Consider the following 25,891-nt stretch of genomic DNA (forward strand, 5'->3'; position numbering starts at 1 on the left):
TCCCTGGCCTGTCGTACAGGTGGCAATCGAGTTCATACTGCGCTCCGCACAATCCTTGAAACAGCTTTGGAAACCTCCCGCATGAAACGTACCCCGCACCTGCTCGCCATTCAGTCCCATGTGGTGTTCGGCCACGCCGGCAACAGTGCCGCGGTATTTCCCATGCAGCGTATCGGGGTCAATGTCTGGCCGCTCAATACCGTGCAGTTCTCCAATCACACTCAGTATGGCCAGTGGGCCGGCGAAGTGCTTGCTCCGGCGCAAATTCCTGCGCTGGTGGAAGGCATTTCCAACATCGGCGAACTGGGTCACTGCGATGCGGTGCTTTCCGGCTACCTGGGCAGTGCCGAACAAGGGCGAGCGATACTGGCCGGCGTCGAGCGGATCAAGGCAGTAAATCCGAAAGCGTTGTATGTGTGCGACCCGGTCATGGGGCACCCTGAGAAGGGCTGCATCGTGCCGCCGGAAGTCAGCGAGTTCCTGCTCGAGGAGGCGGCCGCCCGCGCGGATATCCTGTGCCCGAACCAGCTGGAGCTGGACAGCTTCTGTGGGCGCCGTGCGCAGTCGCTGGAAGACTGCGTGAATATGGCGCGCAGCCTGCTGCAGCGGGGGCCGCAGGTGGTGGTGGTCAAGCACCTGGCTTATCCAGGGCGTGCGGAGGACCAGTTCGAGATGCTGCTGGTGACTGCCGAGCACAGCTGGCTCCTGCGCCGCCCGCTGCTGGCGTTTCCACGTCAGCCGGTGGGGGTGGGCGACCTGACCTCGGGCTTGTTTCTGGCCCGCGTGCTGCTCGGCGACAGCTGGGTACAGGCACTCGAGTTCACCGCGGCGGCGGTGCATGAAGTGCTGCTGGAAACCCAGGCCTGCGCCAGCTACGAACTGCAACTGGTGCGGGCCCAGGACCGCATCGCCCACCCGCGGGTGCGCTTCGAGGCGCAATTGCTGGCGCTTTAAATGGCGTCGGTCTTCAGGTCCTGGTAGCGCTTTTCCAGCTCCTGGCGGATCTGCCGGCGCTGCTGGCCCTGCAGGAAGCGGCGCTTTTCTTCACTGCTTTGCGGCTGGCGCGGTGGCACCGCTACCGGGCGACGGTTGTCGTCGACCGCGACCATGGTGAAGAAGCAACTGTTGGAGTGGCGTACCGAGCGCTCACGGATGTTCTCGGTCACCACTTTGATGCCAACCTCCATCGACGTGTTGCCGGTGTAGTTGACCGACGCCAGGAAGGTCACCAGTTCACCCACGTGTACGGGTTCACGGAAGATTACCTGGTCGACCGACAGCGTCACCACATAGCTGCCGGCATAACGGCTGGCGCACGCATAGGCCACTTCGTCGAGGTATTTGAGCAGGGTGCCGCCATGTACGTTGCCAGAAAAGTTGGCCATGTCCGGGGTCATCAGGACGGTCATGCTCAGCTGGGCGTTTCCAGGTTCCATAGTGTGCTCACGGTGAGGTTGCGCTGAATCGGGCGAATGGGGGGCGTTATCTGCTGACACTTCTGTTCCCCTCTTTTGAATTTGCCTTGCTGATACGGGACGTTGCCTGACGCCCCGCCGTCACGCTGATCATGCCATCAGCGGCGCTTTTCCAGCCGATCTGTTTCTGCATATTGCACCGGCTTTTTGCGGCGGGGTGCGATGTTAACCTGAGTACGCCCATGCAACATGGGCGTTCCTGCATTCAATACAGTATGTACTTGCTGCTCGCTCGGGTTTGCCTTGGCAGAGGAGCGGTCTGCCCAGGCATCCAGAAAACGACGAGAAAAGGAGTATCACGCCATGCATGCCATCAGTTTCATCCAGGACCTGGCAGTCATCATGCTGGTCGCTGGCGTGGTCACCATTCTTTTTCATCGTCTCAAGCAGCCGGTGGTGCTGGGCTACATCGTCGCCGGCTTCATCATTGGCCCGCACACTCCGCCGTTCGGCCTGATCCATGATGAAGACACCATCAAGACCCTCGCCGAGTTGGGGGTGATCTTCCTGATGTTCTGCCTGGGCCTCGAGTTCAGCCTGCGCAAGCTGTTCAAGGTGGGCGCGACGGCGTTTATCGCGGCGTTCCTGGAAATCGTGCTGATGATATGGATCGGCTTCGAAATCGGCCGCTGGTTCGGCTGGAGCACCATGGATTCGCTATTCCTTGGCGCTATCCTGGCCATTTCTTCGACCACCATCATCGTCAAGGCGCTCAACGACCTGAAGATGAAGAACGAGCGTTTCGCCCAGCTGATCTTCGGTGTGCTGATTGTGGAAGACATCCTCGGTATCGGCATCATCGCCCTGCTGTCGGGCATCGCTGTCAGTGGCACGGTCAGCTCCGGTGAAGTGTTCTCCACCGTCGGCAAGCTGTCGCTTTTCATGATCGTTGCCTTGGTCATCGGCATCCTGCTGGTGCCACGGCTGCTGGCCTATGTGGCCAAGTTCGAAAGCAACGAGATGTTGCTGATTACCGTGCTGGGCCTGTGCTTTGGCTTCTGCCTGCTGGTGGTAAAGCTGGAATACAGCATGGTGCTGGGCGCCTTCCTGATTGGCGCAATCATGGCTGAATCGCGCCAGTTGCTGAAGATCGAACGCTTGATCGAGCCGGTACGCGATCTGTTCAGCGCCATCTTCTTCGTAGCGATTGGCTTGATGATCGACCCGCAGGTGCTGATCGACTACGCCTGGCCGATCGTGGTCATTACCTTGGCGGTGGTATTGGGCAAGATGCTGTCCTGTGGCTTGGGGGCGTTCATTGCCGGCAATGACGGGCGCACGTCATTGCGGGTGGGCATGGGGCTTTCGCAGATTGGCGAGTTCTCGTTCATCATCGCCGCGCTGGGCATGACCCTGCAGGTGACCAGCGATTTCCTGTACCCGGTCGCGGTCGCGGTATCGGCAATCACCACGCTGCTGACACCGTACCTGATTCGCGCGGCCGACCCCTTGTCGCAGAAGCTGGGCAATGTGGTGCCTGGCCGCCTGGCGCGGGTACTTTCCTTGTATGGCGAGTGGTTACGCAACATTCAGCCGCAGGGCGAGGGTGCCATGCTGGCGGCGATGATTCGGCGCATCCTGTTGCAGGTGGGGGTGAACCTGGCGCTGGTGATCGCCATTTTCTTCAGCGGTGGTTACTTCGCAGGGCGTATTGGCAACTGGCTCAGTGAGTGGGTCAGCGATGCCAGCCAACAGAAGGCGCTTATCTGGGGGGCGGCGTTGTTGCTGTCGCTGCCTTTCCTGATCGCGGCCTATCGCAAGCTCAAGGCACTGTCGATGCTGCTGGCAGAGATGGGCGTCAAGCCGGAAATGGCCGGGCGGCATACCCAGCGGGTGCGGCGAGTGATCGCCGAGGTGATCCCGCTATTGTCGCTGTTGGTGATTTTCCTGCTGCTGTCGGCGCTTTCGGCAAGCATTCTGCCAACCAGCGAGTTGCTGCTGGTGATTGCCGTGGTGGCTGCGGTGGTGGTGGCCTTGCTGTGGCGCTGGTTTATCCGCGTGCACACGCGCATGCAGATTGCCTTGCTGGAGACACTGGAGAACAGCCGCGAGAATTCACACTGAGGGTCAATGCTCCCTGCGCAAGATTTCACCGTCGTCCGAGGGGATGGAGCGGTAGCGATGTCGCCAGGCGCAGAAAGCCTGGCGATTTTAACCGCATTGATGGCGCTAGGCCATTATTTTTCCTGTGCCGGTGGCATTCCAGCAACGGCTGGAATCAGCTCTCCAGCCAGACATCCCGCGCCCAGTGCCACACCGACTCCCAGCTGTCTTCGCCGACAATTTCGTCTTCCGCCTCCCACAGCACCACGGTGCCGTCTTCTTCGACGCAATAGTAGTTGTCGCCGTCCTGGCACAGCGGAATCAGGTCGCGCGGCACGCCGGCATCCCAAGCGTTGGCGGCGACGTCGGGCAGGTAGGTATGCGACTGTGGATCGGTGACAGTCACCGGTTCCAGCGAGCCGTACACCACGTCACTGACAGTCAGTAGAAACTCTTTGAACACGAACGGAATGTTGATGAACAGCTCTTCTTCGATCTCGACCAACTGGTCCTCGTCGGGAAGCTCAAGGGGCACCGGTACTGGCTGGTTGGCTTCACGGAGTTGTTCGATCACTTCTTCCACGGTTCACTTCCTCTGACCTAGATGACAACGCTGCGCGTTATACCCTAGTAGGCCACTCTGGCAAAAGCAAAAACCCCAGGACAGCGCCTGGGGTTTTTTGTGCAGCCTGCAGCGGTTAGCCGTTTTGACGGATACCGGCAACCAGCCAAGGCTGGTTTTCGCCCTGGGCGCGAACCATGTGCCAGCTTTCGCTGAACACTTCGCCCTGGTCGAAGCGCGAGTTCTTAGACACGCCACGGAAGGTCAGGGTGGCATCGGTGCGATCGCTGCGATCGTCTACACCGTCCAGCTGCACTTCGAGGTTATCGATGTAGGTGGACTGGAAGCCATCACCCAGTTCAGCGCGTTCACGCTTGAGGAACTCGAGCATTTGCGGGGTGACGAATTCGGCGATCTTGTCCATCTCGTTGGCATCCCAGTGCTGCTGCAGCGACTGGAAGTGGTTACGGGCAGCAGCCAGGAAGCTTTGCTCGTTGAACCAGGCCGGGGCATTGATCACCGGGGCGGCAGCGGCAGCAGGTGCGGCCGAACCACCGAAGATCGAAGGCTGGGCAGGCTGAGCGTGAGCCTCACGCTGCATTGGCGCATGGCCTGGCATGGCCATTTGCGGCTGCTGCTGGCGGCGGCGAGCGGCGATGAAACGGAACACCAGGAAGGCGATAAGCGCCACGATCAGGAAGTCCATGATCTGGAAGCCTTCGAAACCGTCACCCATGAACATGGATGCCAGCAGACCACCGGCGGCCAGGCCTGCCAGTGGGCCCAACCAGCGCGAAGCACCGCTGGCGGCCGGGGCCGCACGACCAGGTGCGGCGGCCGGCGCGGCGGCAGGCGTGGTTGGCGTAGCCTGACGGGTCTGGTGGATAGGCGCGGAGCCCGAGCTCTTGCCGCCGCCGAAACGCTTGGCGTTGGCGTCCAGGCTCAGCGTCAGGCCGACGCAGAGCGCCAGAGCGATGCTAAGAAAACGTTGCATAAGTGGGATATCCCCTGTTGTGGATTGCACGCGCGTCATGTTGCACAGGTTCCCGTGCACATGACCAGCGACAGAGTGTTTCGAGCTTTTGCCTGAATGTTACAAGGCTGCTACAGGGCTTCGAGCTTGGCATACCCCAGCATCAGCCACTTGCTGCCTTCGGCAAAGTTCACCTGTACCCGCGCCTGCGCGCCGGATCCCTCGAAGTTGAGGATCACGCCTTCCCCGAATACCGCATGTTGCACACGCTGGCCCAGGTTGAACGCGGTCTGCGGAATGCTGGCATTGGCGAACAAGTTGCTATTGGTCGCCGTCTTGACCCCACTGAACGGCCGGCTGACGCTGTTGGACAGCCGCACCTCCTGGACCAGGCCCGCCGGAATTTCACGTACGAAACGCGACACCTTGTTGTAGGTCTCGCTGCCATACAGGCGACGTGTTTCAGCGTAGGTCATGACCAGCTGGCGCATGGCACGGGTAATTCCCACATAGGCCAGGCGGCGTTCCTCTTCGAGGCGGCCGGGTTCTTCCAGGCTCATCTTGTGCGGGAACAGGCCTTCTTCCATGCCCACCAGGAACACGTAGGGGAACTCCAGGCCCTTGGCGCTGTGCAGGGTCATCAGCTGGATGCTGTCTTCGTGCTCGTCGGCCTGGGCATCGCCGGCTTCGAGCGAGGCATGGCCGAGGAAGGCCGATAAGGGCGAAAGGTCGGCGTCTTCGTCGGTGGATTCGAAGTTGCGCGCCGCACTGACCAGTTCCTCAAGGTTTTCTACCCGTGCCTGGCCCTTTTCACCTTTTTCTTCCTGGTGATAGATGATCAGCCCGGATTGCTCGATGGTGGTCTGGGTCATGGTATGCAGCGGCATGTCCACGACCTTGGCGGCCAACCCCTCGATCAGCTCGATGAAAGCCCCCAGCGCACTGGCGGCGCGGCCTTTGAGGGCCTTGGCGGCGAGCAGCTGGCACATGGCGTCCCACATCGATGCCTGGCTGTGGCGGGCATGCTCGCGGATGGCTTCGACGGTTTTTTCGCCAATGCCGCGTGGCGGTACGTTGATTACCCGCTCCAGGGCAGCATCGTTGCCGCGCCCTTCGATCAGCCGCAGGTAAGCCATGGCGTTCTTGATTTCGGCACGTTCGAAGAAGCGCTGGCCGCCATAGATACGGTAGGGAATACGCTCGCGCAGCAGGGCTTCTTCCAGCACGCGCGACTGGGCGTTGGAGCGGTACAGGATGGCGATTTCGTTGCGCGCATTGCCCTGCTTGACCAGGCTCTCGATGGTTTCCACCACGTAGCGCGCTTCGTCGTGCTCGTTGTAGGCCGCGTACAGGGTCAGCGGTTCGCCTTCGCCCATGTCGGTCCACAGCTCTTTACCCAGGCGATCGCTGTTGTTGGCAATCAGGGCGTTGGCCGCCTTGAGGATGCCGCCGGTAGAGCGGTAGTTCTGCTCCAGGCGGATCATTTCGGCGTCGGGGAAGTCGGCGGTGTACTGGTGAATGTTTTCGATCTTGGCACCGCGCCAGCCGTAGATCGACTGGTCGTCATCACCCACCGCCATCAGGCTGGCACCCCCGCGCGCCAGCAGGCGCAGCCAGGCGTACTGCACGGCGTTGGTGTCCTGGAACTCGTCTACCAGCACATGCTGGAAGCGCCGCTGGTAGTGCTCAAGCAGGCCCGGGTGGTCGCGCCACAGGTCCAGGGCACGCAGTAACAGTTCGGAGAAATCGATGACCCCGGCACGCTCACACGCCTGTTCATAGGCGGTATAGACGTCACGCATGGTCGCCAGGAACAGGTCGCCACCGGCCTGGATATGCTGCGGGCGCAGGCCTTCGTCCTTCTGCCCGTTGATGAACCACTGTGCCTGGCGTGCCGGCCATTTCTGTTCATCCAGGCCCAGCTCGCGCATCACCCGCTTGATCAGGCGCTGCTGGTCGTCACTGTCGAGAATCTGGAAGTTCTGCACCAGCCGCGCTTCCTGCCAGTGGGCCCGCAGCAAGCGATGGGCCAGGCCGTGGAAGGTCCCTACCCACATGCCCGCCGGGTTGATCCCCAGCAGTTGTTCGATTCGCTGGCGCATTTCTGCTGCAGCCTTGTTGGTGAAGGTCACCGACAGAATCGAGTGCGGCGATGCCTGCTCCACCTGGATCAGCCAGGCGATGCGGTGCACCAGCACGCGGGTTTTACCGGAACCGGCGCCGGCAAGCACCAGTTGACGCCCAAGCGTGGCCGCTACGGCCTGGCGTTGGGCATCGTTGAGGGAATTCAGCAGGAGGGAGAGGTCGTCTGTGTGCATCGGGCCATTCTAGGGCGCGGCAGGAAATGGGGCAAACCTCCACTGTATAAATATTCACCTTGGCGCATGGCCGTTCATCGACCCGATGACAGTGGGTCAGCCCTGCCAGTGCCTGCCATGACGCGCCAGCAGGCTGTTGGCTTGCTCTGGCCCGTTACTGCCCGCCGGGTAAGGGCGTGGCGCCTGAAAGTGCTCTTCGCAACCCCTGATGATCGGGTCGGTCCAGGCCCAGGCTGCTTCCACTTCATCGCGGCGCATGAACAGCGTCGAGTCGCCCTCCAGTACATCCAGCAGCAGGCGTTCGTAGGCTTCCCAGCGGCGGGTCTGGCTGAACACCTGGGCCAGGTTCAGGTCCAGGTCCACCGGTTCCAGGCGCATGCCCTTGCCCGGGCTTTTGGTCATCATGCGCAGGCTGATGCGTTCCTCCGGTTGCAACTGGATCAGCAACTGGTTGACCTGGCCACCGTTGAATAGCTCGTGGGGTACCGGTTTGAACTGAATGACGATCTGCGACGAGCGCCGTGCCATGCGCTTGCCGGTGCGCAGATAGAATGGCACGCCCGCCCAGCGCCAATTGTCGATGTGCGCTTCGATGGCGATGAAGGTTTCGGTATCGCTGTCGTTGTCGACATCCTTTTCGAAGTAGTAGGCCGGTACTTCCTGGCCGCCGATGTGCCCGGCGCCATACTGGCCGCGCACGGTCTTGTCCTGCACATCCTGGCCGGTGATCGGCTTGAGGGCGCGCAGGATCTTCACTTTTTCGTCGCGTACCGCTTCGGCCTCGAACTGGGCGGGGGGCTCCATGGCCACCAGGCACAGCAGCTGCAGCAGGTGGTTCTGCAGCATGTCGCGGATTGCCCCGGCGCGGTCGTAGTAGGCGCCCCGGTTCTCTACACCCAGCGTCTCGCAAACACTGATCTGTACGTGGTCGACCTGATTGTTGCGCCACACCGGCTCCAGCAGGGCATTGGCGAAGCGCAGGGCCATCAGGTTCTGCACGGTTTCCTTGCCCAGGTAGTGGTCGATCCGGAATACCTGGTTTTCCTCCAGCACTGCGCCAATCGCTTCGTTGATGGCGGTAGCCGATTCCAGCGAGTGGCCGATCGGCTTTTCCAGCACGATGCGCGCTTCGGCGTCGGCCAGGCCGGCGTTATGCAAGTGCTTGGCAATCGGTACGAACAGGTTGGGGGCGGTGGCCAGGTAGAAGATGCGCGTCAAGCCGCCGGGCTCGCCCAGGTAGCGCGCCAGGCGGCCAAAGTCGGCGCTTTGCGAAGCATCCATGGCGAAATAGTCGATCCGCGCGGAAAACCGCTGCCAGACCTCTTCTTCGAAGTCGTTGCGGGCGATCTGTGCCCGGCAATGGCGTTCGGCGAGCTTGAGATAATCGTTACGTGGCAAGTTGCGGCGCGCCAGCGCGATGATCCGCACGGCAGGGTCAAGACGGGCCTCGCGAAACAGGTGGTAGAGCGCCGGAAGCAACTTGTGCAGGGCCAGATCGCCGGTGCCGCCGAAGACCAGAATGTCGCAAGGAATAGTCAAACCGCCACTCTCCACGTTCGTTTAACTGGGCGGGTTGGCGTCCATGTAGTATAACTACAAGAAAGCTACAACCCGGCCAGCCGATCATAACCGAGTCCAGCCTGTGAATCTGTTGCAACATATCGCCCAATCGCGCCACCTGCTGCGCAAATCGGAACTCAAAGTGGCCGACCACGTGCTGCTCGACCCGGCTGCCGTCATGCACAGTTCCATGGCCGACCTGGCACACAGCGTGGGTATCAGCGAACCGACCATCGTGCGGTTCTGCCGGGCTATCGGTTGCTCGGGCTTTCAGGACCTCAAGCTGAAGCTGGCGCAGAGCCTGGCAGCGGGGGCCAGTTTCGGGCAGTTCGCCATTCATGAAGACGACTCGGTTGCCGACTACAGCCTGAAGATCTTCGACACCACCCTGCATACCCTGATGGAAGTGCGTGAGCACCTCGACCCGCAGGCGCTGCAGCAGGCGGTGAGTGCCATGGCCCAGGCGCAACGCGTGGAGTTCTATGGCTTTGGCGCGTCCGGTGCGGTGGCGGCCGATGCCCAGCACAAGTTCTTCCGCCTGTTGCTCAGCGCCGCCGCGTATTCCGACCCGCACATGCAGGCGATGTCGGCGGTTACCCTGAAACCGGGTGATGTGGCGGTGTGCATTTCCCAGTCGGGCCGCTCCAAGGACTTGCTGATCACCGCCAACCTGGTGCGTGAGAGCGGTGCCAACCTGATTACCCTGTGCCCCAGCCAGACACCTCTTGCCGAGTTGTCGACGGTCAACCTGGCGATCGACGTGCATGAAGACACCGAAATCTACACGCCGCTGACCTCGCGTATCGCTCACCTGGTGGTGATCGACGTGTTGGCCATGGGCGTGGCGATGGCGCGTGGGCCGAGCCTGGTCAACCACCTGAAAAGCGTTAAACGCAGCTTGCGCAGCCTGCGTTTGTCGCCCAAGTCGATCAAGGCTACAGACGACTGATCTGCATTGCCTGTACTGGCCCTGTCGCCGGCACAGGCAGTAAAAATTCATTGTTTTGTCACCATTCCACCGCCAAACCGTAAACCATCCAGGCCAGTCTGAAACTCCCGCATCCTATCTGGGAGACAGGCAATGGCACGCGACCACGAAGGTACTTACCAACCCAACGCCAAGGCTCGCAAACAGCAGGAAAAGGATCAGCGCCGCATGGAGTACCGCCGCGCGATCGAGGTCTATTGCGACCAACGCCAATTGCTCCGCGACCTGGCAGACTACCCCGAGCTGCAAGCGCTCACGGTATGGCAGACGTCGTCGGCAGCTTCCCCGAAAAACGTTCAACAAGCGCGCTGATCAACGCACGTTCGCTGCGGATGAACGCCAAAAACGCCAAGGCCACCGGCGACTGCCGCTTGGCCTTGGCCTGCACCACGCACCAGCTCCGGTATAGCGGCAGTTCTTCTACGGGTAGCTCCCTCAACACACCAGTGGCCAGCTCCAGGTTGACTGCATGGCGGGTCAGCAAGGCGACACCCAGGCCGGCGATCACGCATTCGCGCTGGGCATCGGCAGAGGCCACTTCCAGCGTCTGCGTAAAGTGTACGCGCTTGTCCTTGAAGTACTCCTCGCACGCCTTGCGTGTGCCCGAACCTTGCTCGCGGACCAGCAGGGTATGAGGCTCCAGGTCCTGCAGGCGCAACTGCTCCAGTTTGCACAGCGGATGTTCGGGCGGTGCCACCGCCACGATTGGGTTGTTGAGGAATGGCAGAAATTCCAGGCCCATGTCCTGCGGCACCATCGACATGATGATCAGGTCGTCGCGGTTATCCGAAAGGCGACGAATGGCCTGGGCGCGGTTGACCACCGTCAGGGTCAGGTTGACCTCCGGGTGACGCTGCTTGAAGGCGGCGAACAGGTGTGGCACGAAGTACTTGGCACTGGACTCGATCGCCAGTTTCAGCTGCCCCTGCAGTGAGCCCTGCATGTCCGACAGCTGCATGTCCAGGCTCTCCAGCCGCCCGAAGATGTCGCGGCTGGCGCGTTGCAAGGCTTCGGCCGCCTCGGTCAGGTACAGCTTCTTGCCTACGTACTCGAACAGTGGCTGGCCAATCAGCTCTTCGAGCTGGCGGATCTGTAGACTAACGGCGGGTTGCGTCAGTGCCATCTCTTCCGCCGCGCGGCTGTACGAGCGCAAATCGCACACCTCGTTGAAGATCTGCAATTGACGCAAAGTCATACGCATCAAGGACTTACGCATTTTTATCGACTCGTTGGCAACACCTTGTAACCGCACTATAAGCTTTTGCTAATACAGCCTCTAACAAATATTGATTTTTGTTTATCGACCTACAGCGCTAGGGTGAATACGCGACTGGCCAGCAACGTCTGGTCACGCGCCGACCGGTAGAACCGGCTCGACTGTTCCTACGGCTTTGGGAAGACTCCAGTGATAAAAAAAATCCTGATCGCCAACCGAGGTGAAATCGCAGTTCGGATCGTGCGTGCCTGCGCCGAGATGGGCATTCGCTCGGTAGCGATCTATTCCGACGCCGACCGTCACGCCTTGCACGTCAAGCGCGCCGATGAGGCACACAGCATTGGTGCCGAGCCGCTGGCTGGCTACCTGAACCCGCGCAAGCTGGTGAACCTGGCTGTGGAAACCGGCTGCGATGCCCTGCACCCAGGCTATGGTTTCCTGTCGGAAAACGCCGAACTGGCGGAGATCTGCGCAGAGCGCGGGATCAAGTTCATCGGCCCGGCTGCCGACGTGATTCGCCGCATGGGCGACAAGACCGAAGCGCGCCGCACCATGATCGCCGCCGGTGTGCCGGTAACCCCGGGTACCGAAGGCAACGTTGCCGATATTCATGAAGCCCTGAGCGAAGGTGACCGCATCGGTTACCCGGTGATGCTCAAGGCCACTTCCGGTGGTGGCGGCCGTGGTATCCGCCGCTGCAACAGCCGTGAAGAACTGGAACAGAACTTCCCACGGGTTATTTCCGAGGCCACCAAGGCCTTTGGTTCGGCCGAGGTGTTCCTGGAAAAGTGCATCGTCAACCCCAAGCACATCGAGGCGCAGATCCTCGGTGACAGCTTTGGCAACGTGGTGCACCTGTTCGAGCGCGACTGCTCGATCCAGCGCCGTAACCAGAAGCTCATCGAAATTGCCCCAAGCCCGCAGCTCACCCCCGAGCAGCGCGCCTACATCGGCGACCTGGCAGTGCGTGCGGCCAAGGCCGTGAACTACGAGAACGCCGGTACCGTGGAGTTCCTGCTCGCCGATGGCGAGGTGTACTTCATGGAAATGAACACCCGGGTGCAGGTGGAGCACACCATCACCGAGGAAATCACCGGTATCGACATCGTCCGTGAGCAGATCCGCATTGCTTCGGGCCTGCCGCTGTCGGTCAAGCAGGAAGATATCCAGCACCGCGGATACGCGCTGCAGTTCCGCATCAACGCCGAAGACCCGAAAAACAACTTCCTGCCCAGCTTCGGCAAGATCACCCGTTACTACGCCCCCGGCGGCCCGGGCGTGCGTACCGACACGGCAATCTATACCGGCTACACCATTCCGCCGTTCTACGACTCCATGTGCCTGAAGCTGGTGGTGTGGGCGTTGACCTGGGAAGAAGCCATGGACCGCGGCCTGCGGGCCCTGGACGACATGCGCGTGCAAGGGGTGAAGACCACTGCCGCGTACTACCAGGAAATCCTGCGCAACCCGGAATTCCGTAGCGGCCAGTTCAATACCAGCTTCGTCGAAAGCCACCCTGAACTGACCAACTACTCGATCAAGCGCAAACCCGAAGAGCTGGCCCTGGCCATCGCCGCCGCCATCGCCGCCCACGCAGGCCTGTGAGGAACCCCATAATGTCCAAGAAAATCCACGTTACCGACACGATCCTGCGCGACGCCCACCAGTCCTTGCTGGCCACCCGCATGCGCACCGAAGACATGCTGCCGATCTGCGACAAGCTCGACAAAGTCGGCTACTGGTCGCTGGAAGTCTGGGGCGGCGCCACCTTCGACGCCTGTGTGCGCTTCCTGAAAGAAGACCCGTGGGAGCGCCTGCGCAAGCTGCGCGCAGCCCTGCCCAATACCCGCCTGCAAATGCTGCTGCGCGGCCAGAACCTGCTGGGCTACCGCCATTACAGCGACGACGTGGTCAAGGCCTTCGTCGCCAAGGCAGCGGTCAACGGCATCGACGTGTTCCGCATCTTCGACGCCATGAACGACGTGCGTAACCTGCGCGTGGCCATTGAAGCGGTCAAGGCCGCTGGCAAGCACGCCCAGGGCACCATCGCCTACACCGTCAGCCCCGTGCACACCATCGACGCCTTTGTAGCCCAGGCCAAACAGATGGAAGCCATGGGTTGCGATTCGATCGCGATCAAGGATATGGCCGGCCTGTTGACGCCGTTCGCCACTGGCGAGCTGGTCAGGGCGCTGAAGGCCGAGCAATCCCTGCCGGTATTCATCCACTCCCACGACACCGCCGGCCTGGCTGCCATGTGCCAGCTGAAGGCAGTTGAAAACGGCGCCGACCACATCGACACCGCCATCTCCAGCTTCGCCTGGGGCACCAGCCACCCAGGCACCGAGTCGATGGTGGCTGCGCTCAAGGGCAGCGAATTCGACACCGGCCTGGACCTGGAACTGCTGCAGGAAATCGGCCTGTACTTCTACGCCGTGCGCAAGAAGTACCACCAGTTCGAAAGCGAGTTCACCGCCGTGGACACCCGCGTGCAGGTCAACCAGGTGCCGGGCGGCATGATCTCCAACCTGGCCAACCAGCTGAAAGAGCAGGGTGCGCTTAACCGCATGAACGAAGTGCTGGCCGAGATCCCACGTGTACGTGAAGACCTTGGCTTCCCGCCGCTGGTAACCCCGACCTCGCAGATCGTTGGCACCCAGGCATTCTTCAACGTGTTGGCTGGCGAGCGCTACAAGACCATCACCAACGAGGTGAAACTGTACCTGCAAGGCGGTTACGGCAAGGCCCCGGGCGTGGTGAATGAGCAGCTGCGCCGTCAGGCAATCGGCAGCGAAGAAGTGATCGACGTACGCCCGGCCGACCTGCTCAAGCCGGAAATGGCCAAGCTGCGTGCCGACATCGGCGCCCTGGCTCATTGTGAAGAAGACGTGCTGACGTTCGCCATGTTCCCTGACATTGGCCGAAAGTTCCTCGAAGAGCGCGAAGCCGGCACCTTGACGCCAGAAGCCCTGCTGCCGATTCCGGAGGCCGGCGCCGTAGCCGCCCCGGGCGGTGAAGGCGTGCCGACCGAGTTCGTCATCGACGTGCACGGCGAAACCTACCGCGTCGATATCACCGGCGTGGGCGTTAAGGCCGAAGGCAAGCGTCACTTCTACCTGTCGATCGACGGCATGCCGGAAGAAGTGGTGTTCGAGCCACTCAACGAGTTCGTTGGCGGCGGCGGCAGCAAGCGCAAGCAAGCCACCGACCCAGGCCACGTCAGCACCACCATGCCAGGCAACATCGTCGATGTGCTGGTCAAGGAAGGCGACCTGGTCAAGGCCGGCCAGGCCGTGCTGATCACCGAAGCCATGAAGATGGAAACCGAAGTGCAGGCGGCCATCGCCGGCAAGGTCGTCGCCATTCATGTGGCCAAGGGCGACCGTGTAACGCCGGGTGAAATCCTGATCGAGATCGAGGGCTGATTTAAGCGCTCATCTACAAGCGGTTTACCTCTGGGGAGCGAATGCTCCCCTTTTTTTGTACTGAACCTGATGGCCCATACAAGACTCAGCCTTTGCGGCATGCCTCAAGTGTCTGCACCTGCCCACTCGGCTGCTGGTTTTCCTCTCCCAGCCACCGCTCGAATCCGGCAGCCACCGCTGGCCACTCTTCATCGGTAATCGAATACCAGGCCGTATCGCGGTTATGGTCCTTCACCACCAGGTGCTTGCGGAACACCCCTTCGTAAACGAAGCCAAACCGCTCCGCCGCCCGCTTGGAGCGGGCGTTGGCGTTGTTGCACTTCCACTCCAGCCGGCGGTTGCCCAGTTCGAAGGCCAACTTGCCCAGCAGGTACACCGCCTCGGTTCCTTTAGGTGTGCGCTGCATGGCGGCGCCGAAGGCGATATGGCCGATTTCGATACGCCCGTGGTCGGGTACGATGGACATCAGGCTCAGAATGCCCTGTGCCTGGCCGCTGGGGCGGTCGATGACGGTGTAGAACAGCGGATCGCGGCCTGCGGCGTTGCCCTCCAGCCAACGGTCGAAGGCGGCACGCTCGGTGAACGGCCCATAAGGCAGGTAGTCCCATAGCACCGGGTCGGATGCCGGGCCTTGCAGCACGTCCCAAAGGGCGTCGCCATGGCGCGCCGGGTCGAGCTTTTCCAGGCGGATGAAGCGGCCTTCAATGGGTTCGGCCTGGGGCGTTGCGGCGGGTTTCCAGTTCAATGCGTCTGTCATGTTCGGCCTACAAACCTTTGCGGAATTGGATGAAGCCCGAGCGTTCGGCAACCTGCTGATACAGGCTGATGGCGCTGGCATTGGTTTCGTGGGTCAGCCAGTGCACCTTGATGCAGCCGTCGGCCTTGGCTCTTGCGTAGACGTGCTCGATCAGCTGGCGGCCAATGCCCAGGCCCCGCTGCGCACTGTCCACGTACAGGTCCTGCAGGTAGCAGGAATTCTCGATGCTCCAGTTGGAACGATGGTAGATGAAGTTGACCATGCCTACCGCCTTGCCATCGGCCCAGGCCAGGGTCGAATGGGTGGGCTCCTTCGGATCGAGCAGGCGTTGCCAGGTGCTCAGGCTGACTTCATCGGCCAGTTCGCTTTCGTAGAAGTGCAGGTAGGCCTGCCACAGGGCGAGCCAGGCCGCGTGATCTTGGGCAGTGACAGGGCGTAGGGTAACGCTGGACATGGGCTATTCCTTCAGAGTTGGCGCATGTGCGCCGCGAGTTGGTTGTCCAGCTGATCGGCGCTGGCGCTCAGGCCTTCGCGCACGCCAGCGATGTCTTGATCGGAACGGTTCTGGCTGAGCTTGCGTGCCCCTTGCAGACGGGCGACGGGCAGGCGGATGCCGACGATGGCGCGGAGCATGCCATCGAGGTAGTCGGCAGGGGCGTCCGTGACTTTCCACGGTTCGCTGCGGCCCTGTTCATGGCGGTCGGTCAGGCGGCTGACGATCGCCAGCAGCGGCTCGGTATCATGGATCACCTCGGCTGTGCCGTAGGCGTGCACGGCCAGATAGTTCCAGGTAGGTACGACTTTGGGGTTATCAGCCTTGCTCGGGTAGTAGCCGGGGCTGACATAGGCATCGGCGCCGGGGAATACCAGCAAGGCTTCGGCACCCTGTGCCAGGTCCTGCCATTGGCGGTTGGCCCGGGCCAGGTGGGCATAGACCGTACCGAATTCGCCTTCGGTGGTATCGACCAGCACTGGCAGGTGCGTGGCCAGCAGCCCCTGATCGCCGTGGCTGACCAGGACAGCCAGGCGGGTGTCGAGCATGTGCTGGTGCAGGCGGCCGAGGTCGTGCTCCTGATGCGGCTTGCTGTTGTACATAGGGCTTGGTCCTTGTCGAATGGTTCCATCCTAGGCAGGCTATTGGTTCTGGGTAAGAGCCATTACTGCCTGATTTGATAGGTCCAATGCCATGAGCGAGCGCCCCTTCACACTGCCATTCGACCCTGCCGGGATCGCCCTTGATCGACGCCGTGGGCTGAGTCAGCAGCTGTACCAGGCATTGCGTGCGCGGGTGCTGGATGGGCGCCTGAGCAGTGGAACACGGCTACCAGCCACTCGCGACCTGGCCGTCATGCTGGCGCTGTCACGCAACAGTGTGGTGCGCGCCTATGACCAATTGTATGCGGAGGGCTACATCGAAAGCCGAGTTGGAGATGGTACTTACGTAAGTCGGCTGCCAAAAATATCCACACAAATATCCACAGGGTTATCCCGAGGCTTATCAACAGGGTTATCCACATTTTCCGCAGAAAATACTGAGGATTTATCCAGCGAACGGCGTTTATCTGCGCCTTTACAGCGCCTGAAAAGTAACCACTTACCCTCCCCAAGAAGTGGTGCGCCCCGTGCCTTTCGGGTCGGCATTCCGGCATTCGACTTGTTCCCTTTTGACGTCTGGGCCAAGCTGCAGGCGGGTTTTTGGCGTAAACCATCCCCTGCGCAGCTGGGTTACGGTGACCCGGCAGGCGAGCCGGCTTTGCGCGAGTTGATCGCGGCCTACCTGCGCCGTTCGCGTGGGCTAAGTTGTATGGCTGAACAAATTGTGATCACCAGTGGTGCACAACAAGCCATCAGCCTTTGTGCACAGCTGTTGTTGCAGCCGGGTGACGGTGTGGCTGTGGAAAACCCCGGCTACCGCGCGGCCGGGCATGCCTTTGCGCTGGCTGGCGCCACGTTGCATGGCGTGCCTGTGGACGAAGAGGGCATGGACTGCCGTCTGCTCGGTCAGCAGGCGAACTGCCGGCTGGCGTATGTCACGCCGGCCCATCAATACCCGACCGGGGTCACCATGAGCCTGGCGCGGCGCCTGGCGTTGCTGGCGTGGGCCGAACGCAACGATGGCTGGATCATCGAGGACGACTATGACGGCGAGTACCGCTACAGCGGTGCGCCCTTGGCTCCGTTGGCGGCGCTCGACCGGCACGGTCGGGTGCTGTACGTCGGCACCTTCGGCAAGATTGCGTTCCCCGCGTTGCGCCTGGGTTACCTGGTGCTGCCGCCGCAACTGGTGCAGGGATTCAGTCAGGGCAAGGCGTTGGCCGTGCGGCATTCGGAAGTCAGCAGCCAGTGCGTGATGGCCGAATTCATGGCGCGCGGGCATTTCCAGCGGCATATCCGCCGTATGCGCAAGGCCGCTTTGAGTCGACGTAACGTACTCAAGGCTGGCTGGCCTGTGGATATTCCCGGGTTGGGCGAGATGCCGGAAGTGGCGGCCGGGCTGCATGTGAAGGTGGATGTGGATAACTTTGCGCGGGAGCAGGAACTGGTGGCAAAGGCTGAAGCAGTGGGTTTAGAGGTGACGCCGCTAAGTAATTTCTGGTTGGCGGACAGCGAGGTGCCTGTGGATAAGCGAGCGGGGCTGGTGCTGGGGTTTGCGGCGGTGCCGGAGGGGGAGATTGCCGAAGCCTTGATGAAATTGCGAAAGGTTTGGAAAAAGTGAATTGGGGCCGCTGTGCGGCCCTTCGCGGGCACGCCCGCTCCCACAGAGTCCGGTTGTAATGCGATCAATGTGGGAGCGGGCATGCCCGCGAAGCAGGCGACTCAGGTTCCGGACTTGATCCTGGTCCAGGCCCGGGTTCTGGCCCGCTCTGCGTCCCGTGCCAAGGGCTTGAGGGTATAAAGCTTGGCCATCGCTTCCGCCGTCGGGTACAGGTTGGGATTGTTGCGAATCGCCGGACTGACCTTTTCAGTCGCATCCTTGTTCGGGTTCGGATAACCGACAAAGTCGCTGATCGGCGCAATCACCTCAGGCCGTAGCAAGTAATTGATGAATGTGTGGGCATCTTCCGGGTTGGCCGCATTCTTTGGAATCGCCAGCATGTCGAACCAGATCGGCGCACCCTCCTTGGGCAGGCGCATGTCCACCACCACGCCGTTCTTGGCATCGCGCGCGCGGTTGGCGGCCTGCGAGAAACTGCCGCTGTAACCCACCGCCACACAGATATCGCCATTGGCGATGTCTGCCATGTACTTCGAAGAATGGAAGTAGGTGATGTGTGGGCGGATCTTCAGCATCAACGCTTCGGCCTTCTTGTAGTCGGCCGGTTTGTCGCTGTTCGGCGGTAAACCCAGGTACTGCAGGGCCAGCGGCAGAATCTCCGAAGGCGAGTCGAGCAGCGCCACGCCGCACTGCTTGAGCTTGGCGATGTTCTCCTCCTTGAAGATCAGGTCCCAGCTGTCCACCGGGGCGTTGTCGCCGAGCGCTGCCTTGACCTTGGCCGGGTTGAAGCCGATCAGCACGGTGCCGTACATGTAGGGCACCGCGTACTTGTTACCCGGGTCGTTGGCCTCGATCAGCTTCATCAGCGCCGGGTCCAGGTGTTGCCAGTTCGGCAGTTTGCTGCGGTCCAGCGGCTGAAACACCCCGGCTTCGATCTGCTTGGCGAGGAACACGTTGGACGGCACCACCACGTCATAGCCGGAGTTGCCGGTGAGCAGCTTGGCCTCCAGCGCCTCGTTGGTATCGAAGATGTCGTAGATCAGCTTGACCCCGCTGTCCTGCTTGAAATCGGTCAAGGTCTGCGGGGTGATGTAGTCGAACCAGTTATACACACGCAGTGTGCGCTGCTCGGCTTGAGCATGCAGGGCACCGGTGAACAAGGTGGCAGCGATGAACGGGGCGAGTAGACGCTTGAGTCGGACCATTACCGGGCTCCTGGCTGGGCGCGCTGGAAGCCTTCCAGCACATTGACCGCGTTGATACCGATTTCTTCCACAGCGTAGCCGCCCTCCATCACGAACAGGGTCGGCTTGCCGAGCTGGCCGATACGTTTGCCCATTTCCAGGTAGTCCGGGCTGTCCAGCTTGAACTGCGAGATTGGGTCGTCCTTGAAGGTGTCCACACCCAGCGAGATCACCAGTACGTCGGCGTCATAGCGGGCAATGCGCTGGCAGGCATCCTCCAGGGCTGCGCTCCAGGCCGCCCAGTCGCTGCCGGCCGGAAGCGGGTAGTTGATGTTGCAGCCCTCACCGGCACCTTCGCCGGTTTCGTCGGCATAGCCCAGGAAGAACGGGAATTCGTCCTGCGGGTCGCCATGGATCGAAGCGAAGAATACGTCGTCGCGGCTGTAGAAGATGTCCTGGGTGCCGTTGCCGTGGTGGTAGTCGACGTCGAGGATGGCGACCTTGCGCTTGCCTTGGTCCAGGAAGGCCTGGGCGGCGATGGCGGCGTTGTTCAGGTAGCAATAACCGCCCATGACTTCGCCTGCGGCGTGGTGCCCCGGTGGGCGGCACAGGGCAAAGGCCGAATGGGCGCCCTGCTGGATTGCCGCCTGGGCCGTGAGGGCGACCTGGGCGGCGCTGTAGGCGGCCTGCCAGGTACCGGCGGTGATCGGCGCGCCGGCATCGAAGCTGTAATAGCCCAACTCGCCATGCAGGCCGGTGGGTTTTACCTGGCGCAAGGTGCGAGCAGGCCAGGTGAACGGCAGCAGGTCGCCTTCCTGGCCCAGTGCGGCCCAGCGCGCCCAGGCGCCTTCGAAGAAGTCGAGATAGTCGGCGCTGTGGATGCGCAGCAACGGCGCGCGACCGAAGTCGGTAGGGCCTTGGATGTCGCCAAGGTTGCGTTTTTTTACCTGGTCGAGCACATGGTCAGCGCGCGAAGGCATTTCGAAGCAGGGCATCAGCTTGCCGTCGATCAGCTCGCAGCGGCCGTGGTGGAGGCGGTGATCATCGGAATAGATCGTCAGCATTGTTGTTCTCCGTTGGATACTGGCGTGGGTCCATTGTCATGGACAGGTCAGTAGTGGAGAACGACGCAAACGGCCAAAAGGGGATCGATGTGGCCAAGCTCTTTGGCCGGCGCTGGTCAACCGCGGAAGTGGCTGGGCGCTACACCACTCCAACGCTGGAACGCATGCCGAAAACTGGCGGTCTCGCTGAACCCCAAGGTCTCGGCAATGCGATAGATCGGCATCTGTTCATCAGCCAGCAACTGCTTGGCCCGCTCGAACCTCAACTCGTCCAGCAGCTGTTGATAACTGCTGCCCAGCGCCTGCAAATGCCGGCGCAGGGTGCGCGACGAGCAATTCATCTGTCGCGCCAACCCTTCCAGCCCAGGCGCGGCGTCCAGTTGCTGTGCCAGCAGCTGGCGAATCCGCCCCAGCCAGGCCTGCCGGCCCGTGAACTCAAGGTTCAGGCGCCGGCAGCGTTCGCTCATGGCCTTGTGGGTAATCGAATCGGCCAGCGGCAGTGGCCTGTCCAGCCAGCGCCGTTCAAACGCCAAGGCATTGTCCTGAGCGTCGAAACCCACCGGGCACTGGAATGCACCGGCATAGAGCGCGTGGTAACCGGGCCGCGAGTGTTCGAAACGGGCGCCTAGCAGAGGCAGTGGGCGCCCAAGCAAGTCGTCGCAGATGACTTTCAGCGACACCAGGCAGAACTCCGCGTTGAATGCGCTCAGCGCCGGGCTGTCGTGGCAGTCGCTGGCACTTAGCCAGACCCGCTGGCCGTCCTCGATCAAACGTAGCTTGAACACTGTTCCCAGCAGTGCCGGATATGCCAGCGCCAGGCGCAAGGCGTCACCCAAAGTGGCACTGGAGAGCAATGCGTAACCGAGCATGCCGTAGCACGACACGTGCATGCGCCGGCCCAGTTCAAGGCCGATGTCCTCGCGCCGGGCCACAGCGTTGGCGCACACCTGCAGTTCCTGCTGGGTGGTGATGCGCGCATCGGCGTGCCCCAGGTCTGACGGGCCAATGCCGCTGCCGGCCAGCAGCGCTGATGCCTCGCAACCGTCTGCCTGGAAGACGTTGAGGATCAGCGAAACCGCGTTGAGGGTGGTGAGGTGGCTGTGCAGCATGCTGGGTAATCCCGTTGGGCTGGGACGCATTATCGAGCAAGTAGTGTGCCGATATCGGCAAGCGGTCTTCGCGCCGCTTGTTTTGCGGGCAAAAAAAAGGCCCGAAGCATAGGCTCGGGCCTTGAAAGGTTGAGAGGTGTCTAGTCCCTTAACCTGGTGAGACTGTTTGCAGCAGCCGGGTTACGCCTTCAGCGGAACCAGACGGGGAGCGATCATGTTTTCCGGACGCAGGATGTCGTTGAGCATCTCTTCATCCAGCAGCTTCTCTTCGCGCACCAGTTCCAGTACGCCACGGCCTGTTTCCAGGGCAACGCGGGCGATACGGGTGGCGTTTTCGTAGCCGATGTACGGGTTCAGGGCGGTGACCAGGCCGATCGAGTGCTCGACCAGTTCACGGCAGCGCTGTTCGTTGGCGGTGATGCCGACGATGCAGTGTTCGCGCAGCATGTCCATGGCGCGTTGCAGCAGGCGGATCGAGTCGAAGATCTTGTAGGCGATCAGCGGTTCCATCACGTTCAGCTGCAACTGGCCACCTTCGGCGGCGACGGTCAGGGCCAGGTCGTTGCCCATGATGGCGAAGGCCACCTGGTTGACGGCTTCCGGGATAACCGGGTTGACCTTGCCTGGCATGATCGAGCTGCCTGGCTGACGTGCTGGCAGGTTGATCTCGTTGATGCCGGTGCGCGGGCCGCTGGACAGCAGGCGCAGGTCGTTGCAGATCTTCGACAGCTTGACGGCGGTACGCTTGAGCATGCCGGAGAACAGCACGAAGGCGCCCATGTCGGAAGTGGCTTCGATCAGGTCGGCAGCCGGCACCAGCGGCTGGCCGCTGATGATTGCCAGGCGCTGTACGGCCAGGGCCTGGTAGCCAGGGTCGGCGTTGATGCCGGTACCGATGGCAGTACCACCCAGGTTGATTTCGGTCAGCAGTTCCGGAGCCAGCGAGCGCAGGCGCTGCAGGTCTTCGGTCATGGTGGTGGCGAAGGCGCGGAACTCCTGGCCCAGGGTCATCGGCACGGCGTCCTGCAGCTGGGTACGGCCCATCTTCAGTACGTGGTCGAATTCCTTACCCTTGGCAGCGAAGGCCTGGATCAGGCTGTCGAGGCTGGCCAGCAGCGCGTCGTGACCCAGCAGCAGGCCCAGACGGATAGCGGTCGGGTATGCGTCGTTGGTCGACTGCGCCATGTTCACATCGTTGTTCGGGTGCAGGTACTGGTACTCACCCTTCTGGTGGCCCATGGCCTCCAGCGCGATGTTGGCGATGACTTCGTTGGCGTTCATGTTGGTGGAAGTACCAGCACCGCCTTGAATCATGTCCACCACGAACTGCTCGTGGTAGTCGCCCTTGATCAGTCGTGCGCAGGCTGCGCTGATCGCGGCGTGCTTGGCATCGCTCAGGTGCCCCAGCTCACGGTTGGCGTCAGCAGCTGCCTGCTTGACCATCGCCAGGCCGACTACCAGTTTCGGATAGTGCGACAGCGGAACGCCGGAGAGGTGGAAGTTGTTGGCAGCGCGCAGGGTCTGGATGCCGTAGTAGGCATCAGCAGGAACTTCAAGGGTACCCAACAGATCTTTTTCGACGCGGAACGATGCAGCGGAGGACATGATGTATATCATCTCGATTTTGACCCGGCACATGCCGGAATGGCGCCAATCCTAGGCCTGAAGGTGATTTTGCGGCCAATGCTGTTGCACGCTAACCTATGCACAAACGGCATAGTGTTTCATGTGACGCCAATTGACATTCGAGCGTGTTCCATTTTGGTGCATGCCGGGAGATGTGCTTCGTGAACCTTGAAAGCAAATGGCTGGAAGATTTCAGCGCGCTGGCTGCCACCCGCAGTTTTTCCCAGGCTGCAGAGCGGCGTTTCGTCACCCAACCGGCCTTCAGCCGGCGCATTCGCAGCCTGGAGGCGGCGTTGGGCCTGCAGTTGGTGAATCGTTCCCGCACACCGATCGAACTGACTGAGGCCGGGCAGCTTTTTCTTGTCACGGCGCGTACGGTTGTCGACCAGTTGAGCGAGATTCTCCGCCATTTGCATCACCTTGAAGGTGGGCAGGGCGAGGTCGTTCAGGTGGCGGCGGCGCACTCCCTTGCATCGGGCTTTTTCCCCCGCTGGGTGGCCCAGTTGCGCAACGACGGTTTGAACATCGCCACCCGCCTGGTTGCGACTAACGTCGGGGATGCCGTGCATGCATTACGCGAAGGTGGCTGCGACCTGATGCTGGCGTTCTATGACCCGGACGCGGCCTTGCAGATGGATGCCGAGATCTTCCCGTCGCTGCACATGGGCACCACCGAAATGTTGCCGGTGTGCGCCGTGGACGCCGAAGGCAAACCGTTGTTCGATCTGGAAGGCGAGGGCAGCGTGCCGCTGCTGGCCTATACCGCAGGCGCGTTCCTGGGGCGTTCGGTCAATTTGCTGCTGCGCCAGCGTAACCTGCGCTATACCACCGTCTACGAAACCGCCATGGCCGACAGTCTCAAGAGCATGGCGCTGGAAGGCATGGGCATCGCCTGGGTGCCGCGCCTGTCGATGCGCGGCGAGCTGGAGCGGGGCGAACTGGCCATCTGCGGCGGCAGTCAGTGGCATGTGCCGCTGGAGATCCGCCTGTACCGCTGCGCCCTGGTACGCAAGGCCAACGTACGGCTGTTGTGGCGCAAGCTGGAAGGTGCGGCGGCGGTTGACCCAAAAGTCAGCCAAAGCCCCGAAAAATAAGGGGCGACAGTTGGTCGCCGGGGTGCCTTAAACGCAACACCTTACGGTATACTGCGCGGCCTTTCGACCGGATGCGTCCGGTCCTGATCAGCAAACAAGCCACGCCGGTCGTCCCGCGTGGCTTGTTGTTTTTTGACGCGCCCAAGGGCGCACAAGCGAAGAGGCTCGACGATGAGTGCACTGGTTGGCGTGATCATGGGCTCCAAGTCCGATTGGTCCACCCTTAGCCACACCGCCGATATGCTGGAAAAACTCGGCATTCCCTACGAAGTGAAGGTGGTTTCCGCCCACCGCACCCCGGATCTGCTGTTCCAGTATGCCGAGGAGGCCGAAGGCCGTGGCATCGAGGTGATCATCGCCGGTGCCGGTGGCGCAGCTCACCTGCCAGGCATGTGCGCCGCCAAGACCCACCTGCCAGTGCTGGGCGTACCCGTCCAGTCGTCGATGTTGTCGGGCGTCGATTCGCTGCTGTCGATCGTGCAGATGCCAGCCGGCGTGCCGGTTGCCACCCTGGCCATCGGCCGTGCCGGTGCCGTCAACGCTGCGCTGCTGTCGGCCAGCATCCTGGGCGCCAAGTACCCACAGTTCCACGCGGCGTTGAAGCAGTTCCGCACGGAGCAGACCGACACCGTGCTGGACAACCCAGACCCGCGCCAGGCTTGAGGCTCAACCCATGAAGATCGGTGTAATCGGTGGCGGCCAGCTGGGCCGCATGCTGGCTCTGGCGGGCACCCCGCTGGGCATGAACTTCGCCTTCCTCGACCCGGCGCCGGACGCTTGCGCCGCGCCCCTGGGCGAGCACCTGCGTGCCGACTATGGCGACCAGGATCACCTGCGCCAGCTGGCCGACGAAGTCGACCTGGTCACCTTCGAGTTCGAAAGTGTCCCGGCCGAGACCGTGGCCTTCCTCTCACAGTTCGTGCCGGTCTACCCCAGCGCCGAAGCGCTGCGCATCGCCCGCGACCGCCTGTTCGAAAAAAGCATGTTCCGCGACCTGGGTATCCCGACCCCGGCCTTCGCCGACATTCTCTCGCAGGCAGACCTGGACGCCGCAGTGGCCAGCATCGGCCTGCCGGCCGTGCTGAAAACCCGCACCCTGGGTTACGACGGCAAGGGCCAGAAGGTACTGCGTACGCCTGAAGACGTGGTAGGCACCTTCGCCGAGCTGGGCAGCGTGCCGTGCCTGCTGGAAGGCTTCGTGCCGTTCACCGGCGAAGTGTCGCTGGTGGCCGTGCGTGCCCGCGATGGCGAAACCCGCTTCTACCCGCTGGTGCACAACACCCACGAAAGCGGCATCCTGCGCCTTTCGGTGGCCAGCCAGGCGCACCCGCTGCAGGCCCTGGCCGAAGACTACGTGGGCCGCGTGCTGCAAAAACTGGACTATGTAGGTGTGATGGCCTTCGAGTTCTTCGAAGTCGACGGTGGCCTCAAGGCCAACGAAATCGCCCCGCGCGTGCACAACTCCGGGCACTGGACCATCGAAGGCGCCGAATGCAGCCAGTTCGAGAACCACCTGCGCGCCGTTGCCGGCCTGCCGCTGGGCTCGACTGCCAAGGTGGGCGAAAGTGCGATGCTCAACTTCATCGGTGAAGTGCCAGCTGTAGATAAAGTGGTCGCCATTGGTGACTGCCACCTGCACCACTATGGCAAGGCCTTCAAGGTCGGCCGCAAAGTTGGCCACGCCACCCTGCGCTGCCACGACATGGCTACCCTTGAGCGCAAGATTGCCGAAGTAGAAGCCCTGATCAGCAACTGATCGAACTTCTACCACCGGCTTGCCC

The 25,891-nt window shown here is 61.8% G+C and carries 23 protein-coding genes; 10 read left to right on the plus strand and 13 right to left on the minus strand.

The features are described from left to right. The first annotated feature begins 81 nt into the window (after positions 1-81). Positions 82-954 carry a pyridoxal kinase PdxY gene (pdxY, locus tag FHW75_RS00745; protein WP_019099166.1) on the plus strand — a complete coding sequence of 291 codons (873 nt, stop codon included), beginning with the start codon at positions 82-84 and terminating at the stop codon, positions 952-954. Here the strand turns inward: pdxY and FHW75_RS00750 are convergent. Next, on the minus strand, positions 951-1,436 hold the full coding sequence (locus tag FHW75_RS00750; RefSeq protein ID WP_016712753.1) for an acyl-CoA thioesterase: 486 nt from the start codon (positions 1,434-1,436) through the stop codon (positions 951-953). The genes pdxY and FHW75_RS00750 overlap by 4 nt on opposite strands. Before the next feature lie 342 nt (positions 1,437-1,778). Here FHW75_RS00750 and FHW75_RS00755 point away from each other — a divergent pair, with 342 nt between their 5' ends. After that, positions 1,779-3,539: a cation:proton antiporter gene (locus FHW75_RS00755; RefSeq protein WP_019099165.1), complete on the plus strand. Its 1,761-nt coding sequence runs from the start codon at positions 1,779-1,781 to the stop codon at positions 3,537-3,539. 154 nt (positions 3,540-3,693) lie between these two features. Here the strand turns inward: FHW75_RS00755 and FHW75_RS00760 are convergent, their stop codons facing one another. The 4 genes from FHW75_RS00760 to zwf all read right to left on the minus strand — a co-directional run bounded on the left by FHW75_RS00760 (position 3,694) and on the right by zwf (position 8,910). Then, the gene (locus FHW75_RS00760; RefSeq protein ID WP_019099164.1) at positions 3,694-4,101 is read right to left on the minus strand and encodes an SMI1/KNR4 family protein; all 408 of its coding nucleotides are present in this window, start codon (positions 4,099-4,101) and stop codon (positions 3,694-3,696) included. Between the two features lie 115 nt (positions 4,102-4,216). After that, positions 4,217-5,074: a Tim44 domain-containing protein gene (locus tag FHW75_RS00765; RefSeq protein WP_016712750.1), complete on the minus strand. Its 858-nt coding sequence runs from the start codon at positions 5,072-5,074 to the stop codon at positions 4,217-4,219. Between the two features lie 110 nt (positions 5,075-5,184). Further along, on the minus strand, positions 5,185-7,371 hold the full coding sequence (gene uvrD, locus FHW75_RS00770; RefSeq protein WP_019098444.1) for a DNA helicase II: 2,187 nt from the start codon (positions 7,369-7,371) through the stop codon (positions 5,185-5,187). Positions 7,372-7,467: 96 nt separating this feature from the next. Continuing rightward, positions 7,468-8,910 (minus strand): glucose-6-phosphate dehydrogenase, encoded by a 1,443-nt coding sequence (zwf, locus tag FHW75_RS00775; protein ID WP_019098445.1) that lies wholly within the window; start codon positions 8,908-8,910, stop codon positions 7,468-7,470. 103 nt (positions 8,911-9,013) lie between these two features. Here zwf and hexR point away from each other — a divergent pair, with 103 nt between their 5' ends. Together hexR and FHW75_RS00785 are read left to right on the plus strand one after the other, a co-directional pair. Then, the gene (hexR, locus tag FHW75_RS00780; protein WP_003253273.1) at positions 9,014-9,880 is read left to right on the plus strand and encodes a transcriptional regulator HexR; all 867 of its coding nucleotides are present in this window, start codon (positions 9,014-9,016) and stop codon (positions 9,878-9,880) included. A gap of 132 nt (positions 9,881-10,012) precedes the next feature. Beyond that, positions 10,013-10,231 carry a PA3496 family putative envelope integrity protein gene (locus FHW75_RS00785; protein ID WP_080578095.1) on the plus strand — a complete coding sequence of 73 codons (219 nt, stop codon included), beginning with the start codon at positions 10,013-10,015 and terminating at the stop codon, positions 10,229-10,231. Here FHW75_RS00785 and FHW75_RS00790 read toward each other — a convergent pair. Continuing rightward, on the minus strand, positions 10,173-11,120 hold the full coding sequence (locus FHW75_RS00790) for a LysR family transcriptional regulator (RefSeq protein ID WP_161751335.1): 948 nt from the start codon (positions 11,118-11,120) through the stop codon (positions 10,173-10,175). The genes FHW75_RS00785 and FHW75_RS00790 overlap by 59 nt on opposite strands. A 204-nt stretch (positions 11,121-11,324) precedes the next feature. Between FHW75_RS00790 and FHW75_RS00795 the strand changes: the two genes are divergently transcribed. Both FHW75_RS00795 and oadA read left to right on the plus strand, forming a co-directional pair. Next, the gene (locus tag FHW75_RS00795; protein WP_016712746.1) at positions 11,325-12,740 is read left to right on the plus strand and encodes an acetyl-CoA carboxylase biotin carboxylase subunit; all 1,416 of its coding nucleotides are present in this window, start codon (positions 11,325-11,327) and stop codon (positions 12,738-12,740) included. A gap of 11 nt (positions 12,741-12,751) precedes the next feature. Further along, entirely contained in the window at positions 12,752-14,560 is a 1,809-nt protein-coding gene (gene oadA / locus FHW75_RS00800) for a sodium-extruding oxaloacetate decarboxylase subunit alpha (RefSeq protein ID WP_019098447.1), read from the plus strand. A gap of 85 nt (positions 14,561-14,645) precedes the next feature. On the opposite strand, the gene FHW75_RS00805 is transcribed toward oadA, so the two are convergent. The 3 genes from FHW75_RS00805 to FHW75_RS00815 are packed head-to-tail and all read right to left on the minus strand — an operon-like array spanning position 14,646 to position 16,412. Beyond that, on the minus strand, positions 14,646-15,317 hold the full coding sequence (locus FHW75_RS00805; RefSeq protein WP_019098448.1) for a GNAT family N-acetyltransferase: 672 nt from the start codon (positions 15,315-15,317) through the stop codon (positions 14,646-14,648). Between the two features lie 7 nt (positions 15,318-15,324). Then, positions 15,325-15,771, minus strand: a complete 447-nt coding sequence (locus FHW75_RS00810) for a GNAT family N-acetyltransferase (RefSeq protein WP_084296601.1) — start codon at positions 15,769-15,771, stop codon at positions 15,325-15,327. Between the two features lie 11 nt (positions 15,772-15,782). Then, positions 15,783-16,412 carry an FMN-binding negative transcriptional regulator gene (locus tag FHW75_RS00815; protein WP_084296602.1) on the minus strand — a complete coding sequence of 210 codons (630 nt, stop codon included), beginning with the start codon at positions 16,410-16,412 and terminating at the stop codon, positions 15,783-15,785. A gap of 91 nt (positions 16,413-16,503) precedes the next feature. Between FHW75_RS00815 and FHW75_RS00820 the strand changes: the two genes are divergently transcribed. Further along, positions 16,504-18,033, plus strand: coding sequence for a PLP-dependent aminotransferase family protein (locus tag FHW75_RS00820; RefSeq protein ID WP_019098450.1), 1,530 nt, complete (start codon positions 16,504-16,506; stop codon positions 18,031-18,033). 101 nt (positions 18,034-18,134) lie between these two features. Here FHW75_RS00820 and FHW75_RS00825 read toward each other — a convergent pair whose 3' ends face one another. The 4 genes from FHW75_RS00825 to aspA form a co-directional block, all read right to left on the minus strand. After that, complete coding sequence (locus tag FHW75_RS00825; protein ID WP_016712740.1) at positions 18,135-19,238, minus strand: polyamine ABC transporter substrate-binding protein; 1,104 nt, start codon at positions 19,236-19,238, stop codon at positions 18,135-18,137. Continuing rightward, a complete protein-coding gene (locus FHW75_RS00830; RefSeq protein ID WP_025754234.1) occupies positions 19,238-20,281 on the minus strand; it encodes a histone deacetylase family protein in 1,044 nt (347 codons plus the stop codon). The genes FHW75_RS00825 and FHW75_RS00830 overlap by 1 nt, the downstream gene beginning before the upstream one ends. 116 nt (positions 20,282-20,397) lie before the next feature. Next, positions 20,398-21,390, minus strand: coding sequence for an AraC family transcriptional regulator (locus FHW75_RS00835; RefSeq protein ID WP_019098451.1), 993 nt, complete (start codon positions 21,388-21,390; stop codon positions 20,398-20,400). A gap of 180 nt (positions 21,391-21,570) precedes the next feature. Continuing rightward, complete coding sequence (aspA, locus tag FHW75_RS00840; protein ID WP_025754235.1) at positions 21,571-22,995, minus strand: aspartate ammonia-lyase; 1,425 nt, start codon at positions 22,993-22,995, stop codon at positions 21,571-21,573. A gap of 182 nt (positions 22,996-23,177) precedes the next feature. On the opposite strand from aspA, the gene FHW75_RS00845 reads away from it, so the two are divergent. The 3 genes from FHW75_RS00845 to FHW75_RS00855 all read left to right on the plus strand — a co-directional run bounded on the left by FHW75_RS00845 (position 23,178) and on the right by FHW75_RS00855 (position 25,866). Beyond that, on the plus strand, positions 23,178-24,110 hold the full coding sequence (locus FHW75_RS00845) for a LysR substrate-binding domain-containing protein (protein WP_161751324.1): 933 nt from the start codon (positions 23,178-23,180) through the stop codon (positions 24,108-24,110). A gap of 171 nt (positions 24,111-24,281) precedes the next feature. Then, positions 24,282-24,773 carry a 5-(carboxyamino)imidazole ribonucleotide mutase gene (gene purE / locus FHW75_RS00850; RefSeq protein ID WP_009684500.1) on the plus strand — a complete coding sequence of 164 codons (492 nt, stop codon included), beginning with the start codon at positions 24,282-24,284 and terminating at the stop codon, positions 24,771-24,773. A gap of 10 nt (positions 24,774-24,783) precedes the next feature. Beyond that, the gene (locus FHW75_RS00855; protein WP_016502259.1) at positions 24,784-25,866 is read left to right on the plus strand and encodes a 5-(carboxyamino)imidazole ribonucleotide synthase; all 1,083 of its coding nucleotides are present in this window, start codon (positions 24,784-24,786) and stop codon (positions 25,864-25,866) included. Positions 25,867-25,891: the final 25 nt, after the last annotated feature.

Origin of the sequence: Pseudomonas sp. OG7 (genome assembly GCF_014192825.1) — a bacterium.
Classification (GTDB): Bacteria; Pseudomonadota; Gammaproteobacteria; order Pseudomonadales; family Pseudomonadaceae; genus Aquipseudomonas; species Aquipseudomonas monteilii.

Bases quoted from the DNA above. Each gene is read 5' to 3' on its own strand.
- pdxY (WP_019099166.1), top strand. From the start codon at position 82: ATGAAACGTACCCCGCACCTGCTCGCCATTCAGTCCCATGTGGTGTTC.
- FHW75_RS00750 (WP_016712753.1), bottom strand. From the start codon at position 1,436: ATGGAACCTGGAAACGCCCAGCTGAGCATGACCGTCCTGATGACCCCG.
- FHW75_RS00755 (WP_019099165.1), top strand. From the start codon at position 1,779: ATGCATGCCATCAGTTTCATCCAGGACCTGGCAGTCATCATGCTGGTC.
- FHW75_RS00765 (WP_016712750.1), bottom strand. From the start codon at position 5,074: ATGCAACGTTTTCTTAGCATCGCTCTGGCGCTCTGCGTCGGCCTGACG.
- uvrD (WP_019098444.1), bottom strand. From the start codon at position 7,371: ATGCACACAGACGACCTCTCCCTCCTGCTGAATTCCCTCAACGATGCC.
- FHW75_RS00785 (WP_080578095.1), top strand. From the start codon at position 10,013: ATGGCACGCGACCACGAAGGTACTTACCAACCCAACGCCAAGGCTCGC.
- FHW75_RS00790 (WP_161751335.1), bottom strand. From the start codon at position 11,120: ATGCGTATGACTTTGCGTCAATTGCAGATCTTCAACGAGGTGTGCGAT.
- oadA (WP_019098447.1), top strand. From the start codon at position 12,752: ATGTCCAAGAAAATCCACGTTACCGACACGATCCTGCGCGACGCCCAC.
- FHW75_RS00805 (WP_019098448.1), bottom strand. From the start codon at position 15,317: ATGACAGACGCATTGAACTGGAAACCCGCCGCAACGCCCCAGGCCGAA.
- FHW75_RS00810 (WP_084296601.1), bottom strand. From the start codon at position 15,771: ATGTCCAGCGTTACCCTACGCCCTGTCACTGCCCAAGATCACGCGGCC.
- FHW75_RS00815 (WP_084296602.1), bottom strand. From the start codon at position 16,412: ATGTACAACAGCAAGCCGCATCAGGAGCACGACCTCGGCCGCCTGCAC.
- FHW75_RS00820 (WP_019098450.1), top strand. From the start codon at position 16,504: ATGAGCGAGCGCCCCTTCACACTGCCATTCGACCCTGCCGGGATCGCC.
- FHW75_RS00825 (WP_016712740.1), bottom strand. From the start codon at position 19,238: ATGGTCCGACTCAAGCGTCTACTCGCCCCGTTCATCGCTGCCACCTTG.
- FHW75_RS00830 (WP_025754234.1), bottom strand. From the start codon at position 20,281: ATGCTGACGATCTATTCCGATGATCACCGCCTCCACCACGGCCGCTGC.
- FHW75_RS00835 (WP_019098451.1), bottom strand. From the start codon at position 21,390: ATGCTGCACAGCCACCTCACCACCCTCAACGCGGTTTCGCTGATCCTC.
- aspA (WP_025754235.1), bottom strand. From the start codon at position 22,995: ATGTCCTCCGCTGCATCGTTCCGCGTCGAAAAAGATCTGTTGGGTACC.
- purE (WP_009684500.1), top strand. From the start codon at position 24,282: ATGAGTGCACTGGTTGGCGTGATCATGGGCTCCAAGTCCGATTGGTCC.
- FHW75_RS00855 (WP_016502259.1), top strand. From the start codon at position 24,784: ATGAAGATCGGTGTAATCGGTGGCGGCCAGCTGGGCCGCATGCTGGCT.